Raw genomic sequence first — 17,278 nt, 5'->3', positions numbered from 1 at the left:
GTTTCGAGCGAGATCGGCTCCTTGGCGATCTTCAGGACCTTGCGCACCTTCTCCAGCGGCATCGCCAGCTTTTCGGCCAGCTCTTCCGGGGTCGGCTCGCGGCCGATCTCGTGCAGCATCTGGCGCGAGGTGCGCACGATCTTGTTGATCGTCTCGATCATGTGCACCGGAATGCGGATGGTGCGCGCCTGATCGGCAATCGAGCGGGTGATGGCCTGCCGGATCCACCATGTCGCATAGGTCGAGAACTTGTAGCCGCGGCGGTACTCGAACTTGTCGACCGCCTTCATCAGGCCGATGTTGCCTTCCTGAATGAGATCCAGGAACTGCAGGCCGCGGTTGGTGTATTTCTTGGCGATGGAGATGACGAGGCGCAGGTTGGCCTCCACCATTTCCTTCTTGGCCTGCCGGGCCTCCTTCTCGCCCTTCTGCACCATGTGCACGATGCGGCGGAACTCGGTGATTTCCAGCGCCGTCTCGGTCGCCAGCGTCTGGATGTCCTGCCGGATATCGCGCACGCGGTCCTTCTCGCGCTGGACGAATTCCTTCCAGCCGCGGGACGACAGGTTGGCCACCTTGCGCACCCAGTTGGGGTCAAGCTCGTAGCCCTGATACTGGCGCAGGAAATCCTCGCGCGAAACGCCGTAGGATTCCGCCAGACGCAGCAGGCGGCCTTCAAGGCCGATCAGCTTCTTGTTGATGTCGTAGAGCGTCTCGACCAGCGTATCGATACGGTTCTGGTTGAGCGACAGGCTCTTCACATCCTGCACGATTTCCTCGTGCAGCTTCTTGAAGCGACGCTCCTGCGAGGGCGACAGCAGCTTGTTCTGCAGCCGCTGCTCCACGTTCTGGTCCTGCAGGCGACGCAGCTTCTTGTAGTTTTCGGCGATGTTGTCGAAGGTCAGCAGCACCTTCGGCTTCAGCTCGGCCTCCATGGCGGCGAGCGGCACGTTCGATTCGAACTCGTCGCCTTCCTCGCCCTCCTCGCCGCCTTCCGGCGGCACCGGGGCCTCGCCGTCCTCGCCCTCCTCGCCGTCCACCATGTCCATCGGCGGCTTGGCGTCGGGGTCGGAATAGGAGGCTTCCAGATCAATGATATCGCGCAGGAGGACCTTGCCCTCCAGCAGCTCGTCACGCCAGATGATGATCGCCTGGAAGGTCAGCGGGCTTTCGCACAGGCCGGCGATCATCGCCTCGCGGCCGGCCTCGATGCGCTTGGCGATGGCGATTTCGCCCTCGCGCGACAGCAGCTCCACCGAGCCCATCTCGCGCAGGTACATGCGCACCGGATCGTCGGTGCGCTCGCCGGATTCGCGCGGCGTGGAGGTGCGCGCGACAGCGGTCGAGGGGCTCTCGACCAGCTCGCCGCCTTCCTCGTCGGCATCGTTGCCGGCGCCGGCCGCCGCCTCGGCCTCTTCGGCCTCCTCGGCGTCGATCACGTTGATGCCCATGTCGTTGAGCATCGCCATCGTGTCTTCGATCTGTTCCGAAGTCACTTCCTCGGAAGGAAGCACCTCGTTCAGCTCGTCATAGGTGACGTAGCCGCGCTTCTTGGCGGCTTTGATCATGCGCTTGACGGCCGCATCGGACAGGTCGAGAAGCGGGCCGTCCTGATTTTCCGCCGACGTTTCCGGAGCGTCTTCGGTTTCGGTCGCCTTGGCTGCCATTCTCGATCTCCACCACCGGTCGCCTTCCGTTTCCCAAAGGGCGCGCCGTTCCCGAACCCCGGTCGGGGGCGGAAGGCGCCGGAATGGCTCCCGTCTTCGTCAACGCTTTTTTGTCCGGTCCCGCCAGATGCGGGGGTGGCTGTTCGGGTCGCTCGCAGGGCAGGTCGTGCCGGCCCGCGCAAGGCGGATCAGACGGCCCCGTCGGGCGGCGGCCGTCTCAGCCGGCTGCCTGCACGTCTGCCCCACGCACGTCTGACGCAACTGCGTCTGGCGTAACAATGGGCACCGACTGCCGCGGATGGCAGCACCGGGCCACCCTGCAGGCTGCCCTGCGCGGCGCCGGAGACATTCAACGCGCCAGAGAAAAATCTGTGCAAGTGCCGACCGCCCGCCTGTTCAACCACGAAAAGCGCCCGAAGGTCTCGTACCCCTGACGCAGCCGGCCTGCCGGCCGGCCGTTCCGCCGCATCAAACACCCCGAACGACCGGTAGGCTTCCACCCGCCGTTCGTCCTGTTGCAAGCTGCGGGCCGGATCGCAGCCGTACATCCCTCCCCGCGCAACAGTCCTGCGCGAGCGTACGAATCAGATCCGGTCGTCAGGGCGCATTCCACCCTTCAGGCACGGGTATGATGTGCCCCGGTGGCTTAGATAGCGTTCCGCTGCGAATCCGCAAGGGCGGATTTGCCAGAAAAGGCCGCAAAATGCACCCGTGCGGCCGGCCTCAGGCCGGTGTGGCCGGTCCGCTGCCCCACGCAGACCGGATGACGCGGATTTCGTCGGCGAAATTGCGCTCTTCCGTAGCAATGTCGTCGCGCCGCACCAGAACCTCGTGTTGCAGCGCCTGAATGCGCGCCCAGCTTTCCGGCGTCAGGTCGGCATCGGCCAGCCGGATAGCGCCTTCCAGATCGCTCTCGATTGCCCGCAGTTCCAGCCGGCTGAGAAAATGCAGAAAGCAGCGCTCGATGAAATCCTCGCTCGGATGAAAAGCGAGGATCGGAAAGCGCGCGCGCAGGCGGTGGCCGCGGCGCGTGCCCTCGCCCTCGCTGCCCTGCACTTCGGCCAGAAGCTGGAAGAAGGCATCGTCGAGCCGCCCGCCCGCGCCGCCGGCCTGCAGGGTCGCCTCGCCGGCGGTCAGGATTTCTTCCACCGTCAGCGCCTGCAGCCGGTCGCGGAACAGGCGGTGCTGCTCGTTCAGGAACGGCGCGCGCGCAACCGCTTCCGCGTGGCGGGCGATGAGGGCGGGAAACTCCACGATCAGCCCCAGCACCAGCCGCTCCAGTTCCTGCGGCTCGGCCGGGGGGGCGGAGGTGAGAACCGCAGCGGGGGCGGCCTCGCGCCCCCGGCCCTTCTGCCAGCCGCCGCGCCCGCCGCCTTCGCCGCGTCCCGCCTGCGGCGGGGCGGCCGCGCGCATGGCCTCCTGCAATTTCACGCGGGCGGCAAAGCGATAGCCGCGCGCCACCCGCTCGTCGCGGATCTGGCCGATCAGGTCGTCCAGCCGCTTTTCCAGCGCCGCACGCCGCTCCGGGGTGTCGAGGCGGCCGGCGGCGGCGATCTCGCGCTCAAACAGCACCGCATTGAGCGGCACCGCCGCGCGGATTTCCTGCAGGAAGCGCTCCGGGCCGCCGCTGGCGATGAGTTCGTCGGGGTCCTTGCCATCCGGCAGGAAGGCGAAATTGAACGACCGGCCGCTCTCGATCAGCGGCAGGATGCGGTCGATGGCGCGATGGGCGGCGGCGATGCCGGCGCGGTCGCCGTCGAAGCAGATCACCGGTTCCGGCGCCAGCCGCCACAGCGACTGCGCGTGTTCTTCGGTGAAGGCGGTGCCGAGCGTCGCCACCACGGCATGGATGCCGGCCTGCCACACGGCGATCGCGTCGAGATAGCCTTCCACCACGATGACCGCGCCGGAGGTGCGCGCCGCCTCGCGCGCGCGGTGGGCGTTGAACAGCAGCGTGCGCTTGGAAAACAGCGCGGTTTCCGGCGAATTCAGATATTTCGGCTCCTGATCGGCGCTCAGCGCCCGGCCGCCGAAGGCCACGGGCCGGCCGCGCAGGTCGTGGATGGGGATCATCAGCCGGTTGCGGAAGCGATCGTAGGCCGGGCGGCCGTCATCGGGGCGGATGATGAGGCCGGCATCGGCCATCATCGCCTCGCTCACCCCCGCCGCCAACAGATGGCGCTTCAGCCCGTCGCGCTCGGCCGGGGCATAGCCGAGACCGAAGGTCGAGACCGTTTCCGCCGTCAGGCCGCGGCGGGCGATATAGGCCCGCGCATCCGCGCCGGCCGGGCCGCGCAGGGTATCCTGAAAGAAGCGCTCGGCAAGCTGCACCACATCGGCCAGCGACTTGCGCGCCTTCTCCCGCCGCTCGCTTTCTGCATCCCGCGCCGGCATGGCAACGCCGGCCTCCGAGGCCAGCTTCTCCACCGCCTCCGGAAAGGTCGCGCCCTCGGTTTCCATCACGAAGCGGATGTGGTCGCCCGAGGCACCGCAGCCGAAGCAGTGATAGAAGCCCTTGCGGTCGTCGACATGGAACGACGGCGACTTTTCCTGATGGAACGGGCAGCAGGCCCAGAAATCGCCCTTGGCGGGCTGCGACTTGCGCCGGTCCCACGTCACACGCCGGCCAACCACCTCCGACAGCGGCAGGCGGGCGCGAATTTCGTCGAAAAGGGAGTCTGGCAAGCGCATGGCGGCGGACTATAGCACACCGTCGCCGCCCCCCGCACCGCCCGCCTGCCCGCCGGGCCGAAGCGCGGGGGAAAGCGGGGATATCACCGCGCCCCGGCCGCCCCCAGCCGCACGATGGCCTCCACCAGCGCGGCAACGGCAAGGCCCATGTCGCCCGCACTGGCATATTCGGCCGGGTTGTGGCTGATGCCGCCGCGGCAGCGCACGAACAGCATGGCGATATCGGTGAGGGCCGCCATGGCCAGCCCGTCGTGTCCGGCACCGGACATCAGCGCCCGGGGATGCGGCTCGCCGGTGGCCGCCACCGCCTGCCCGAGAACTGCCTGCAGCGCCGGCGCACAGGGCGCAGTGGGCTTCTCGTAATCGAGCGTGCGGGTGACGGTGAGGCCGCGGCGGCCGGCGATGGCCTCTGCCGCGGCAACGATCGCCGCCCACGCGCGCAGGCGCGGCGTGTCGGCACCGGCCCGCAAATCCAGCGACAGCACCGCCTCCGCCGGAATGACGTTGACCGCCCCCGGCGCGGCGCTGATGCGGCCGACGGTGGCCACCACATCGCCGCCGGCGGCTCTGGCAATGGCCTCGATGGCGACCACCAGTTCGGCCGCGCCGGCAAGGGCATCGTGGCGGCTGGCCATCGGCACCGTGCCGGCATGGCCGGCAACGCCGGCAAAGCGGAAGGTGGCGCGCATGGCTCCGGCAATGGCCGTGACAATACCGAGCGCATGGCCTTCCTGCTCCAGCACCGGCCCCTGTTCGATATGCACTTCCAGATAAGCGAGCACCGAGGCCGGGTCGGCGGCCGCCTCGCCGATGCGGGCGGGGTCGCAGCCAAATGCCTCCAGCGCCTGCCGCAGCGAGAGGCCGTCGCGGTCGCGCGCCTCCAGCGTCGCCGGATCGAACCGCCCGGCCACCGCGTTGGACGACGACAGCGCCACGGGAAAGCGCACCCCCTCCTCGTCGCCGAAGGCCAGAACCTCAACCGCGAACGGCAGCTTCAGCCCGCGGTGGCGGATTTCCTCCGCCGCCAGAATGCCGGCCACCACGCCCAGGCAGCCGTCATAGCGGCCGGCATCGATCACGCTGTCGATGTGCGAGCCGATGAGCAGCCGCCGGTTGCCGGCACCTTCCGCCGTCGCCGGCAGCACGCCGTGCACGGTCGCCAGCGCATCTTCGCTGACCTCAAGCCCCGCTGCCGCCATCCAGCCGGCAACGCAGGTGGCCGCGGCCCGGTGGGCCGGCGTGAGATAGAGCCGCGTCACCCGGCCGGGCTCGGCGGTGAAGCCCGCCAGTTCGGCCAGCATCGTCTCGGCGCGCGCGCCGAGGGCGGCCGTCTCCGCCGGCGAAAACAGACTTGCAGCAGACATCACGGCGTCCCGACCCGGTCTTCCAGCCGGAAGCGGATGATGCGGGCAATCTGCAGCATCGCCGTCGCAAACTCCGTCTTCGGCGTGTTGTGGATGCGCTCGGCAAACGAGGCGAGAATGGCCTGCTTCGTCGCGCCCTTCACCGCCAGAATGAACGGAAAGCCGAAGGTCGCCAGATAGCGCGTGTTGAGATCGGTGAAGCGGGCGAATTCCTCCGGCGTCAGCGCGCCCAGCCCGGCGCCCCCCTGCTCGCGGGCGGAATCGGCCGTCAGTCCGCCCGCCATCGCCGCGCGGCCGGCGAGGTCGGGATGGGCGCGGATCAGTGCGAGCTGCGCCTCTTCCGGTGCCTCGGCCACGGCCTGCGTGAAGGCAGCGATCATGTGATCGCGGCAGGTGAAGGGGCGGCGCGCGGCCGCCTGTTCGGCAACCCACGGCGAATGCTCGGCGACATCGCCGAAGCGGGCAACGAACTCCGCCGGACTCAGGGCATTGACCGCCGTAACCGGCACCGGCGCCGGGCCGGGGGCGCCGGAAAGCGGGGGCTCTGGAGTATCGTCACGCATCGCATGCCTGCCGTTGGTCCTGGGGGGCTGGTCTTGAGAGGCTGGTGTTGGAAGGCTGGTGTTGGAGGGCTGGTCTTTGGGGGAAGCGCCGGCCTGTTGCAGTCATAATCCTTTTCCGGCGCCGGCAAAACCGGCCGTGCCGGCGCAGCCCGTCGCGGCCGGCGGTTCGTGCTGCCCGGCCCCGCCGGCTGCCTTCAGCGCCTCGTCGCGCACCAGCAGTTCATAAGTCGTCGCCGCGGCAATCATCGCCGGCAGCTTGGATTTCAGCGCCGTGCCGCCGATCGGGCAGACGAGGCCGGCAATGCGCGCCGGCAGGTGACCGGCGGCGGCCAGACGGCTTTCAAAGCGGGCCCGCTTGGTGGCCGAGCCGATCAGCCCGACATAGGGCAGCGCCGCCTCCGGCCGCGCCAGCGCCGCATCGACGATCGCCAGATCGAGGGCATGGCTGTGGGTCATGACCACCGCGAAGGTGCCGGCCGGCGCCTGCGCCAGCGCCTGCGCGGGATCGCCCGGCACCCGCACGCTGACATTGGAGGGCACATGGGCGGGAAAGGCCTCCGGCCGGGTATCGAGCCAGACCACGGAGACCGGCAGCGGCGCCAGCGCCATCACCAGCGCGCGGCCGACATGGCCGGCCCCGAACAGCCACACCGGCCGCCGCCGCTCGCCGAACACCTCGGTCAGAACCCCGTCTTCCAGCCGCGCCCCGGCGGCACCGGCCGCCGCCTCGCCGCCCGCCTGCCGCGCCAGCGGCCCGGCGGCGGGAAAGGCCGCCGTGGTCACGAACGGCCCCTGCGCGGCCCGCGCCGCCAGCGCCTGCACCGCATCGAGACCGGCGGCGGTGAACACCTCCGTCAGCAGCTTCACCTGCCCGCCGCAGCACTGGCCGAGTTCCGGCCCGAGCGCGATGCGCGACAGCCGCACCGGCTGGCCGGCGGCCATCTGCCGCCCGGCCTCGGCAATGGCCCGCCACTCCAGCGCGCCGCCGCCGATGGTGCCGCGAAAGCCGCCCTCGCCGTTGACGACGAGCCGCGCCCCGGCCTCGCGCGGGGACGAGCCCTTCACCTCCACCACCGTCACCAGCGCGGCGCGGCCGGTCTTCAGCACCGCCTCTTCAACCGCGCGCCAGCTTTCCATCGCCGGTCTCCGTCATGCAGTCCCGCGCCAGGCAGTCCCGCGTCATGCAGCCCCGCCCAGCACGATCACCGCCCGGCGCACGGCCTCCGGCGTGGCCGGCACGTCAAGCGGCACCGGCACGCCGGGGTTCAGGCTGCCGATGGCGCGCGCAATGGCCGAGAACACCGAGATCGGCAGCATCAGCGGCGGCTCGCCCACCGCCTTGGAGCGGTAGATGCTGTCCATCGCGTTGCCGGGCGTGTCGTAGAGGCGCACGCAGAACTCCGCCGGCACATCGGTCGCGGTCGGGATCTTGTAGGTGGAGGGGGCGTGGGTCCGCAGCCGGCCCTCGCGGTCGTAGACCAGCTCCTCGGTGGTCAGCCAGCCCATGCCCTGCACGAAACCGCCCTCGATCTGGCCGATGTCGATGGCCGGATTGAGCGAGCGGCCGGCATCGTGCAGCACGTCGACGCGGTCGACGCGGGTTTCGCCGGTGAGGATATCGACCGTGACCTCCGAGCAGGAGGCCCCCCAGGCGAAATAATAGAACGGCCGCCCCTTGCCGTGCGCGCGGTCCCACACGAGGTCCGGCGTGGCGTAATAGCCCGTCGACGACAGGCTGACGCGGCCGATGAAGCAGGCCTTCGCCGCCGCCGCGAACGGGAGGCGCTCGTCGCCGAGGATGACGGCATCGCCGGCAAAGCGCACCTCTTCCGCCGGCACGCCGTGCTGCGCGCCCAGAAAGGCCGCCATGCGGTCGCGGATCGTCTGAGCGGCATTGCGCGCAGCCATGCCGTTGAGGTCGGTTCCGGCGGAGGCCGCGGTGGGCGCGGTGTTGGGCACCTTGGCCGTGGTCGTCGCGGTAATGTGCACCCGCTCCAGCGCGATGCCGAACACCTCCGCCACCACCTGCGCCACCTTGATATAGAGCCCCTGCCCCATCTCGGTGCCGCCGTGGTTCAGGTGCACCGAACCGTCGGTATAGACATGCACCAGCGCACCCGCCTGATTGAGGTGCAGCAGCGTGAAGGAGATGCCGAATTTGACCGGCGTCAGCGCGATGCCCTTCTTCTGGAAGCGGCTGCCGGCGTTGAAGGCGGCAATCTCTTCCACACGGCGCCGATAGCCGGCGGTGGCCGCCAGTTCCTCCATCAGGGCGGCGCCGTGGTTCTGCGTCACCGTCATGCCGTAGGGGGTCTCGTCGCGCCCCGGGCCGCCATAGAGGTTGGCAAGGCGCACGTCGAAGGGATCGCGCCCGGTGCGGATGGCGATTTCGTCCATCAGCCGCTCGGCCGCGACCACACCCTGCGGACCGCCGAAGCCGCGGAAGGCGGTGTTGGAGACCGTATCGGTCTTCAGCCGCCGGCTGTTGATGGTAACGTCGGGAAAATAATAGGCGTTGTCGGCATGGAACATCGCCCGGTCGCAGATGCCGATCGACAGATCGACCGAGTGGCCGCAGCGCGCATACTGGTCCAGCACCACCGCGCCGATGCGGCCGGTGGCGTCGATCTTCGCACGGTAGTCCATGCGGAAGTCGTGGCGCTTGCCGGTCATCGCCATGTCGTCGTCGCGGTCGAGACGCACCTTGGCCGGCCGGCCGGTGACGCGGGCGGCCAGCGCCGCCAGCGCGGCCCACTGCGAGGCCTGACTCTCCTTGCCCCCGAAGGCCCCGCCCATGCGGCGCACTTCCGCCGTCACCAGCGCGTTCGGCACGCCCAGCACATGGGCGACGAGGTGCTGCACCTCGCTCGGGTGCTGGGTGGAGGCGAAAACGTGCATTTCGCCCGCCTCGCCGGGCACGGCCAGCGAAACCTGCCCTTCCAGATAGAAATGCTCCTGCCCGCCGACATAGAGCGAACCGGCCACCACGCTTTCCGGCGGCGCCTCCGCAACCGCCTTTTCCGCCTCGCCGCGGCGGAAGGCATAGGCCGGCAGGATATCCTCGCGCCCGCTCGCCAGCGCGTCGGCGACGGTCACGACCGGCGTTTCCGCCGCAACCTCGATGCGCGCCAGCCGCGCCGCCTTGCGGGCGGCAAGGCGCGTTTCCGCCACCACCGCGAAGGCCGGCTGGCCGTGGAAGCGGATTTCGCCGGCCGCCAGCAGCGGATCGTCATGGTGGCCGGAGGGCGAGATATCGTTGTGACCGGGCACGTCATCGGCCGTCAGCACGGCGACAACCCCCGGGAAGGCCCGCACCGCCGCCAGATCCATCGACAGGATGCGCCCTTTCGCGGCCTGCCGGGCATAGCCGGGAATGACATGGAGCGTGCCGGCCGGCTCGCGCATGTCGTCGGTGTAGGTGGCGGTGCCGGTCACATGGCGTGCGGCACTGTCGTGCAGGCGCGAGGTGTGCACCGTGCGGGTGCCGTGGACGGTGCGTTCTTCCGGCCCGTCGGGGGCAAGGGCGATATCAGCCATGGGCACATTCCTCCCGGAAGCCGCGCAGGCGGGTGTGGCGGGTATCGGCGCCGCCGGCCTCCGCCACCGCCTTGACCAGCAGCACGCCGGCGGCATCCAGCCGGTAGGCGGCGCTGGCACGCATGTCGTCGATGGGGGCAAAATCCTGCGCCAGCATGTCGGCTGCCGCCCGGGCCGCGGCGATGTCGCCGACCGGGCAGCCCACAAGGGCGGCCTCGGTGGCGGCCGCCCGCTTCGGCGTGGCCGCCATGCCGCCGAAGGCGACCCGCGCCGACACGATGCGCCCGTCTTCCACCTCGAAACGGAAGCCGGCCATCACCGCCGAGATATCCTGATCGAAGCGCTTGGAGAGCTTGAAGGCGCGGTACACGGTGTTCGGCCCCGGCTTCGGCAGCACGAGGCGGGCCACGATCTCGCCCGGCCGGCGGTCCTGCCGGCCATAGGCGATGAAGAAATCCTCCAGCGGCAGCGTGCGCTCGCCCTCCGCGCCCGCCAGCACCACCTGCGCGCCAAGCGCGATCAGCGCGGGCGGCGTGTCGCCGATGGGCGAGCCGTTGGCGACATTGCCGCCCACCGTGCCCGCCGCGCGCACCTGGCGCGAGCCGATGCGCCGCCACAGCAGCCCCAGTTCCGGTTCCAGCCGCGCCACGGCGGCTTCCGCCCGGTTGTAGGTGACGGCGGCACCCAGCGTCAGCCCGGCCTCACTCTCCTCAAGCGTCTTCAGCTCGCCGACCCGGCCGATCCAGATGATTTTCGGCAGCTCGCGCAGCGCCTTGGTGATCCACAGGCCGACATCGGTCGCCCCGGCCACGATGACGGCATCGGGATGGCGGCCATAAAGCGCCAGCAGCGCGGCAAGGCTGGCCGGGGCGGCGAAGAAGCGCGTCTCGTCGCCGAGCAGCAGGTCCTCGCCGTCATCCAGCGCGGCAAGCTCAGCGGCGCGGGCGCCGGCGGCCTGCGCAAAGGCATCGTCCGCCGGCCGGCCCAGCACCGCGAAGGCGGCATCCGCAATCGGGCGATAGCCGGTGCAGCGGCACAGATTGCCGGCCAGCCAGCCGTTCAGCGTCTCCCGGTCGCTCGCCCGGCCGTCCTGATAGAGCGTGAACAGCGACATCACGAAGCCCGGCGTGCAGAAGCCGCACTGCGCGCCATGGTGCTCCATCATCGCCTGCTGCACCGGATGCAGCGCCTCCGGCGTGCCCAGATCCTCCACCGTCACCACCTCCGCCCCGTCGGCCATGCCGACGAGATGGATGCAGGCATTGACCGGCTCGTAGACGAGGCGGCCGTCGCGCACGCGGCCGAGCGCGATGGTGCAGGCGCCGCAATCGCCCTCGTTACAGCCTTCCTTGGTGCCCTTCGCGTCCTCGCTCAGGCGCAGATAATCGAGCAGCGTTGCGGTGGGGGCGACATCGTCGAGCGCCACCACCTGCCCGCGACGCACGAAACGAACGGCACTGCGCGTCATCGCTCAGCTCCCCCGGTAGGTCGAATAGCTGTAGGGCGAAAGCAGCAGGGGCACATGATAGTGCGCTGCGGGGTCCGACAGGCCGAAGCGAATCGGAATCTCGTCCAGAAAGGGCGGCTCGGTCAGCGGCGCACCGCTGGTGCGCAGATAGGCGCCGGCGGCGAACACCAGCTCATAGAGACCGGGACGGAACTCCGCGCCCTGCAGCAGCGGTGCGTCGCAGCGCCCGTCGGCATTGGTCACCGCTTCGCGCACCAGCGTGCGGGCCCCGCCCTCCAGCCGCCACAACGACAGAGCGAGCCCGGCAGCCGGCCGGCCGGTGGCCGTATCCAGCACATGGGTGGAAAGCCAGCCCCCGGCCCCTCCGGCTGCATGCGTCGCCATCATTCACAACTCCCCATCCCGCCGCGCGGGCCACGCCTGCCCCCGGCACGCAGACCGTGCCGGTCATCTTATCTCCGGCCGGCATCTTATCTCCGGCCCGCAAGCCGTGCCCACTGCTGCGCCATGCGCAAGGAGTATGCAGCAGCACTGCGGCCACTGGAAGGCGCCCTGCAACCGGCGCGACATCCTGCACGGGATAATGCGCCGGACGGCAAACCGGCCGCCCGGCGGGTCGCGGCATCAGCCGGGCAACGGCATCACGGCAACAGCACCGTGGCGCCGGTGGTGCGGCGGCCTTCCAGATCGCCATGGGCCTTTTCGGCCTCGCCCAGCGCGTAGCTGTTCTGCACCGTCACGGTCACGGCACCGCTGCCGACCACGAAGAACAGCTCTGCCGCGGTCGCCGCCAGATCGGCGTGACTGGCGGTGTAGTGTGCCAGCGTCGGGCGCGTCATGAACAGCGAGCCCTTGGCCGCGAGCAGCCCGGGCGCGAACGGCGGCACCACGCCGGACGAATTGCCGAACGTCACCCACAGGCCCAGCGGCCGGAGGCAGTCGAGCGAAGCCGGGAACGTATCCTTGCCGACCGAATCATAAACCACGTCGACGCCGCGGCCGCCGGTGATCTCGCGCACGCGGGCGACGAAGTCCTCCGACGAGGTGTCGATGACGTGATGGAAGCCGTTGGCCTTCGCCTGCGCCACCTTGGCCGGGGAACCGACCGTGCCGATGGAAACCGCGCCGAGGTGCCGGGCCCACGGCCCGAACAGCGAGCCGACGCCGCCGGCGGCGGCATGGAACAGCAGCGTGGTGCCCGGTTCCACCCGATAGGTGCGGCGCAGCAGATATTGCGCGGTCATGCCCTTCAGCAGCATCGCCGCCGCCTGCTCGAAGGTGATGCTGTCGGGCAGGTGCACCAGCCGGGCGGCCGGCGCGTTGCGCACCTCCGCATAGGCGCCCTCGCCCAGCACATAGCCAACGCGGTCGCCGGGCGCAAAGCCGGTCACCCCCGGCCCGACCGATTCCACGATGCCGGCCGCCTCGCCGCCGGGCACGAACGGAAACGGACCGGGATGCGGATAGACGCCCTTGCGCTGGTAGATATCGATGAAGTTCAGGCCGATGGCGCGCTGGATGATGCGGACTTCGCCCGCGCCGGGCGGCGGCACTTCGATGGTCTCGAAGCGCATCACTTCCGGCCCGCCGTGCTCGTAAATGCGGATGGCGCGGGCCGTGAGAGTCGTCTCTGCCATTGTCGGCGCTCCTCTTTGGGCTTAGATCGCTGCAGTCGTGCCGATGCGACCCGGTGTCGCCCGGCGGGCAATGCGGATAACACCGGAGTGGCCGGACCCGTGCCTTTGGTGCTTCTGACACGGAAACCGGCCGTCGCCGGCCGTCACACAGAGGCGCACATCCCGGGGGCGCACATCCGGGGGGCGCACATCCGGGGGGGCACCCCGGCGGTGCAGACCGGCCGGCGGGCGCGGTTCCGAATCCGGTCGGACGTCCGGCTGTCGTTCTAACAGGCCCGCGCGCAACGGAAAACGGGGCGGCGCAGGCGGGCAGCGGGCCGGCGGCATCCGGCGAGGCAGGCGAAGGAGTAACCGACATGGCAGCACAGGGCGATGACAAGGCAGTGCCGGGGCCCGATGCCTCCGCACCCGGCCACCGCGTCGCGGTGGCCGTGGTCGGGGCCGGCCCGGCCGGCATGGCGGCCGCACTGGCGCTGTGCGGGCGCGGCATCGCCACGGCGCTGATCGGCCCGCCGCCCGGCCCCGATGCCCGCACCACCGCCCTGCTCGGTGCCTCCGCCGATGTGCTGGCCGATGCCGGCGTGTGGCCGCGTCTGGAAGGGCGCGCCATTCCCCTTGAGGTGATGCGCATCATCGACGACACCGGCCGTCTGGTCCGCGCGCCGGAAGTGGCGTTTTCGGCCGCGGAACTGGGCCTCGCCGCCTTCGGCTGGAATGTCACCAACGACGACCTCAACGCCGCCATGGCCGAGACCGTGGCGGCCGCCGTTGCAGCCGGCCGTCTGGTGCGGCTGCCGGTGCTGGCCACCGGCTTTGCAATCGGCGATGACGGCGTGACGGTCGGGACCGCGGCCGGGCCGGTGCACGCCGGTCTGGTGGTTGCCGCCGACGGCGCCCGCTCGCCCGCCCGCGCGGCTGCCGGCATCGAGACCGTGTCGTGGTCCTATTCGCAGGCCGCCTTCGTCACCACGCTGTCCCACCGCCTGCCGCACGGCTTTGCCTCGACAGAATTCCACACCCCGGCCGGGCCGTTCACGCTGGTTCCGCTGGCCGGCAACCGCTCAAGCCTCGTCTGGGTGGAGCGGCCGGAGCGCGCCCGCGCGCTGACGGAACTGGCGCCGGGCGTGCTCTCGCGCGAGATCGAGCGGCAGGCACATTCGCTGCTCGGCGAGATGAGCGTCGACGGCCCGTGCGCGGCGATCCCGCTTGGCACCCATGTCGCCCGCCACTTCGCCGCCCGCCGCGTGGCGCTGGTGGGCGAGGCCGGCCACCGCATCCCCCCCATCGGCGCGCAGGGCCTGAACCTGTCGCTGCGCGATGTCGCAAACCTGACCGATATCGTCGCCGCGGCCGCCCGCAACGGCGGCGATGCCGGGGCCCCGGCCGTGCTGGAGGCCTATGACCGCGCCCGCCGCGCCGATGTGGCCGGACGGGCGGTGGGGATCGATCTTCTCAACCGGTCGCTGCTGTCCGGCTTCCTGCCGTTCCAGCTCGGCCGCTCGCTCGGGCTTTATGTCGCCAGCGAAGTGCCGCCGCTGCGCCGCCTGCTGATGCGCGGCGGCCTTGGCCCGGGCGTGGGCCCGGGCGGCGGGGCGCGCATGGGCGGGGGCGCGGGCAAGAGCGCCGGCGGGGCGAAAGCCGGGCGCGCACGCCGGCCGCTGGTGGCATTCGGACCCTGCCTCTGGTAAAGGCTTGCTGCCGGCAGGGCGGCGCACCTGCTGCCGCGCCGCACCGGCGCGGTGCCGGCGCCGCCTGCCATTCCGCGCCGCAACGGGCGCGCGCCCGGACGGGGCGCGGGCCGGGCGGCGCCCTCTCTTGCCGGGCGGAGTGATCGTGTCTGCAACCGGAAAATCCGCGCCGCCGCGCATCACGCTGCAGCACCGCGTGGAATATGCCGCGCTGCGCCTGCTGGCCGGCATCGTGCGTCTGTTTCCACTCGACATGGCTTCGGCCGGCATGGGCGCCATCTGGCAGACGCTGGCCCCGCTGACGCGGCGGCAGAAGCGCGCCGAAAGCCATCTGGCGTTCGCCATGCCGGAACTGACCCCGGCCGAACGGCGCCGCATCGTCAAGCAGATGTGGAACAATTACGGGCGGGTGATGGCCGAGACCATCCAGCTCGACCGTCTCGCCGCCGACAGCCGCCGTGTCGTCGTCGCGCCCGGCGCCCTCAACGTTCTGACGCAGCCCCACGAAAAGGCGGTGTTCGTCGCCATGCATATGGCCAACTGGGAAGTCGCCGTACTTTCCGGGCGGCCCTACGGGCAGCTGAATGTCAGCGTCTACCAGAGTGTCCAGAACCCGCTGATCGACCGCTGGCTTCTGAACCTGCGCCGCCCGCTCTACGAGGAACTGCTGCCCAAGGCCCCCAGCACCGCGCGCCACCTGCTGGCGCACGTCAAGCGCGGGGGCACGGTGGCCATTCTCGGCGACCTGCGCGAGGGGGCCGGCATCAGCGTGCCGTTCTTCGGGCATCCGGCGCTCGCCAACCCCTTCCCCGCCCTGCTGGCGCGCAGCAATGGCGGGCCGCTCTATGCCGTGCTGGTGCGCCGGCTGGAAGGGGCCACCTTCCTCGTCGATGCCGCCCGTGTCGAGGTGCCGGAAACCGACGACCGGCAGGCCGACGTGCACGCCGCCACCGCCGGCCTGCACCGGCAGTTCGAAACGTGGATCCGCGAAACGCCGGGACAGTGGATGTGGACCCATCGCAAATGGGCCGTCAAGAACCCGCGGCGCGGCCTGCAGCGCCGGGCCGCCGCCGGCGAGGCGGCGCCTGATACCGGAGCCGCCGCGCCGGATACGCCGCACGACGCACCGGTCCCGCAGGACGCGCAGCAGCACACGCCGCCGCCCCGGGCCTGACGGCCCCGCGAGGCGGCACGGTCGGGCGAATGGCGGCCCCGTGTGATCGCAGATCCCTTGACGGCGCAGGGCTCATGACGCCATTCAGCGCAGCAGGAATGCGGGGGCGGGCTGAATCGGCCCGGGTAACCGCCTGCCCTGCGGCAAGCCGCCCGGCCCCGGCCGGGCCGGCCGCCAAACCGGAAAGATGCTGGACAAGACGATGGATAAATACCGGAGCGCGAAATTCAATATCGGCCAGGTCGTCCGGCACCGCTTCTATCCGTTCCGCGGCGTCATTTTCGATGTCGACCCGACATTCGACAAGACCGAAGAATGGTGGCTGTCCATTCCGGAAGAAATCCGCCCCACTAAGGAGCAGCCTTACTATCACCTCTTCGCTGAGAACGAGGAATCGGAATATATCGCCTATGTCTCCGAGCAGAATCTGATGCCGGACGAATCGGGCGAGCCGGTCCGGCATCCGCAGGTCGACGAGGTGTTCGAGGTTGAGGACGGCCGCTACCTGAGCCGCGACACGCGCCGGCACTGAGGCCGGCGCCGCCGCTCACAGCGCCCGGCGCAGTTCCGCCAGACCGAACACGGCCAGCGCCGCCCCGGCGATCCGGTCGATCCAGCGGCGCACCCGCGGGCCGATGGCGTGGCGGAAAGCCATGACGACCGCCGTCAGCAGCACCCACCACAGCATTGAGCCCGCCATGACGCCGCCCACCGTCAGCGCGGCCGCAGAAGGCTCGAAACCGCTCGCCGGCGCCAGCGCGGCGAAGATGGCTGCAAACATGATGATGGTGGGCGGGTTCGTCAGGGTCAGCAGCACGGCGCTGGCGAAGTGGCCGCGCGGCGTGCCGCTGACCGGACGCGCCGGCGCGTCCGCGTCGGCCCCCCGCGCCAGAAACGTCTTGACGCCGAGATAGAGCAGAAACAGCCCGGCCGCCGCATGAAGCGGTTTCTCATAGGCGAAGACGAAGGCGGAGACACTGGCAAGGCCGAGCGCCGCCACCAGCGCATAAAGCCCGTCGCCGACCGCGATGCCGAGCCCGGTGGCGAGCCCGTGCCGCCAGCCCTGCACCAGCGTGCGGCGCATGCACAGCACCGCCATCGGCCCCACGGGTGCAGCCACCGCCAGCCCGAACCCCATGGCTTTCACGAACAGGATGGCTTTCACGAACAGAACCGACGCCGAATCCATGCCACGCCCTCACCCAGCTGCCCGGACCGCCTGCGGCCCGGCCCGGTGACCGGCATGTTAACGCCCTGCGGTTGCCGCTGCAGCACGGCGGCACGCGACGTGCTGTCGCTGCCGGCCGCAAAAGCACAGGGGCCACACCGCAATGCGGTGCAGCCCCTGAACGATCGGGCGAATGCGGCAGACGCGATCGCGGCAGGCGGCGTTACTGCGCCGGCTGGCTCTCGCCGGCCGTCGCCTTCTTCTGTTCTTCGATCAGCTTCTGGCGCTGCTCTTCGGCGCGCTTGTCGAGCTGCTGCTGCA

General features: G+C 70.4%; 13 protein-coding genes. 3 read left to right on the top strand and 10 right to left on the bottom strand.

The genetic code is table 11. The annotated features are described in order from the left end of the window. The 9 genes from rpoD to V7067_RS08715 form a co-directional block, all read right to left on the bottom strand. The coding region (gene rpoD / locus V7067_RS08755; protein WP_334175512.1) for an RNA polymerase sigma factor RpoD at window positions 1-1,667 on the bottom strand (1,667 nt) is incomplete at its 3' end. Window positions 1,668-2,390: 723 nt separating this feature from the next. After that, window positions 2,391-4,358 (bottom strand): DNA primase, encoded by a 1,968-nt coding sequence (gene dnaG, locus V7067_RS08750; protein ID WP_334175511.1) that lies wholly within the window; start codon window positions 4,356-4,358, stop codon window positions 2,391-2,393. Between the two features lie 83 nt (window positions 4,359-4,441). After that, window positions 4,442-5,722, bottom strand: a complete 1,281-nt coding sequence (locus V7067_RS08745) for an allantoate amidohydrolase (protein WP_334175510.1) — start codon at window positions 5,720-5,722, stop codon at window positions 4,442-4,444. Then, window positions 5,722-6,285, bottom strand: a complete 564-nt coding sequence (gene uraD, locus V7067_RS08740) for a 2-oxo-4-hydroxy-4-carboxy-5-ureidoimidazoline decarboxylase (protein ID WP_334175509.1) — start codon at window positions 6,283-6,285, stop codon at window positions 5,722-5,724. Before uraD ends, V7067_RS08745 begins: the two co-directional genes overlap by 1 nt. Window positions 6,286-6,387: 102 nt before the next feature. Beyond that, window positions 6,388-7,422, bottom strand: a complete 1,035-nt coding sequence (xdhC, locus tag V7067_RS08735) for a xanthine dehydrogenase accessory protein XdhC (protein ID WP_334175508.1) — start codon at window positions 7,420-7,422, stop codon at window positions 6,388-6,390. Between the two features lie 42 nt (window positions 7,423-7,464). Beyond that, the gene (xdhB, locus tag V7067_RS08730) at window positions 7,465-9,822 is read right to left on the bottom strand and encodes a xanthine dehydrogenase molybdopterin binding subunit (RefSeq protein WP_334175507.1); all 2,358 of its coding nucleotides are present in this window, start codon (window positions 9,820-9,822) and stop codon (window positions 7,465-7,467) included. Continuing rightward, entirely contained in the window at window positions 9,815-11,290 is a 1,476-nt protein-coding gene (xdhA, locus tag V7067_RS08725) for a xanthine dehydrogenase small subunit (protein ID WP_334175506.1), read from the bottom strand. The genes xdhB and xdhA overlap by 8 nt, the downstream gene beginning before the upstream one ends. 3 nt (window positions 11,291-11,293) lie before the next feature. Continuing rightward, complete coding sequence (gene uraH / locus V7067_RS08720; RefSeq protein WP_334175513.1) at window positions 11,294-11,674, bottom strand: hydroxyisourate hydrolase; 381 nt, start codon at window positions 11,672-11,674, stop codon at window positions 11,294-11,296. 257 nt (window positions 11,675-11,931) lie between these two features. Further along, window positions 11,932-12,927, bottom strand: a complete 996-nt coding sequence (locus V7067_RS08715) for a quinone oxidoreductase (RefSeq protein WP_334175505.1) — start codon at window positions 12,925-12,927, stop codon at window positions 11,932-11,934. A gap of 356 nt (window positions 12,928-13,283) precedes the next feature. On the opposite strand from V7067_RS08715, the gene V7067_RS08710 reads away from it, so the two are divergent. From V7067_RS08710 to hspQ, 3 genes are all read left to right on the top strand, one after another. Further along, the gene (locus V7067_RS08710) at window positions 13,284-14,615 is read left to right on the top strand and encodes an FAD-dependent monooxygenase (protein ID WP_334175504.1); all 1,332 of its coding nucleotides are present in this window, start codon (window positions 13,284-13,286) and stop codon (window positions 14,613-14,615) included. 145 nt (window positions 14,616-14,760) lie between these two features. Continuing rightward, window positions 14,761-15,789 (top strand): lauroyl acyltransferase, encoded by a 1,029-nt coding sequence (locus tag V7067_RS08705; protein WP_334175503.1) that lies wholly within the window; start codon window positions 14,761-14,763, stop codon window positions 15,787-15,789. Between the two features lie 202 nt (window positions 15,790-15,991). Beyond that, the gene (gene hspQ, locus V7067_RS08700) at window positions 15,992-16,321 is read left to right on the top strand and encodes a heat shock protein HspQ (RefSeq protein ID WP_334175502.1); all 330 of its coding nucleotides are present in this window, start codon (window positions 15,992-15,994) and stop codon (window positions 16,319-16,321) included. 15 nt (window positions 16,322-16,336) lie between these two features. Here the strand turns inward: hspQ and V7067_RS08695 are convergent, their stop codons facing one another. Continuing rightward, a complete protein-coding gene (locus tag V7067_RS08695) occupies window positions 16,337-16,978 on the bottom strand; it encodes a LysE family translocator (RefSeq protein WP_334175501.1) in 642 nt (213 codons plus the stop codon). Window positions 16,979-17,278 lie beyond the last annotated feature (300 nt).

This window comes from Pseudoxanthobacter sp. (assembly GCF_036822375.1).
Taxonomy (GTDB): Bacteria; Pseudomonadota; Alphaproteobacteria; order Rhizobiales; family Segnochrobactraceae; genus Pseudoxanthobacter.
This window is presented reverse-complemented; position numbering and strand designations above follow the sequence as displayed.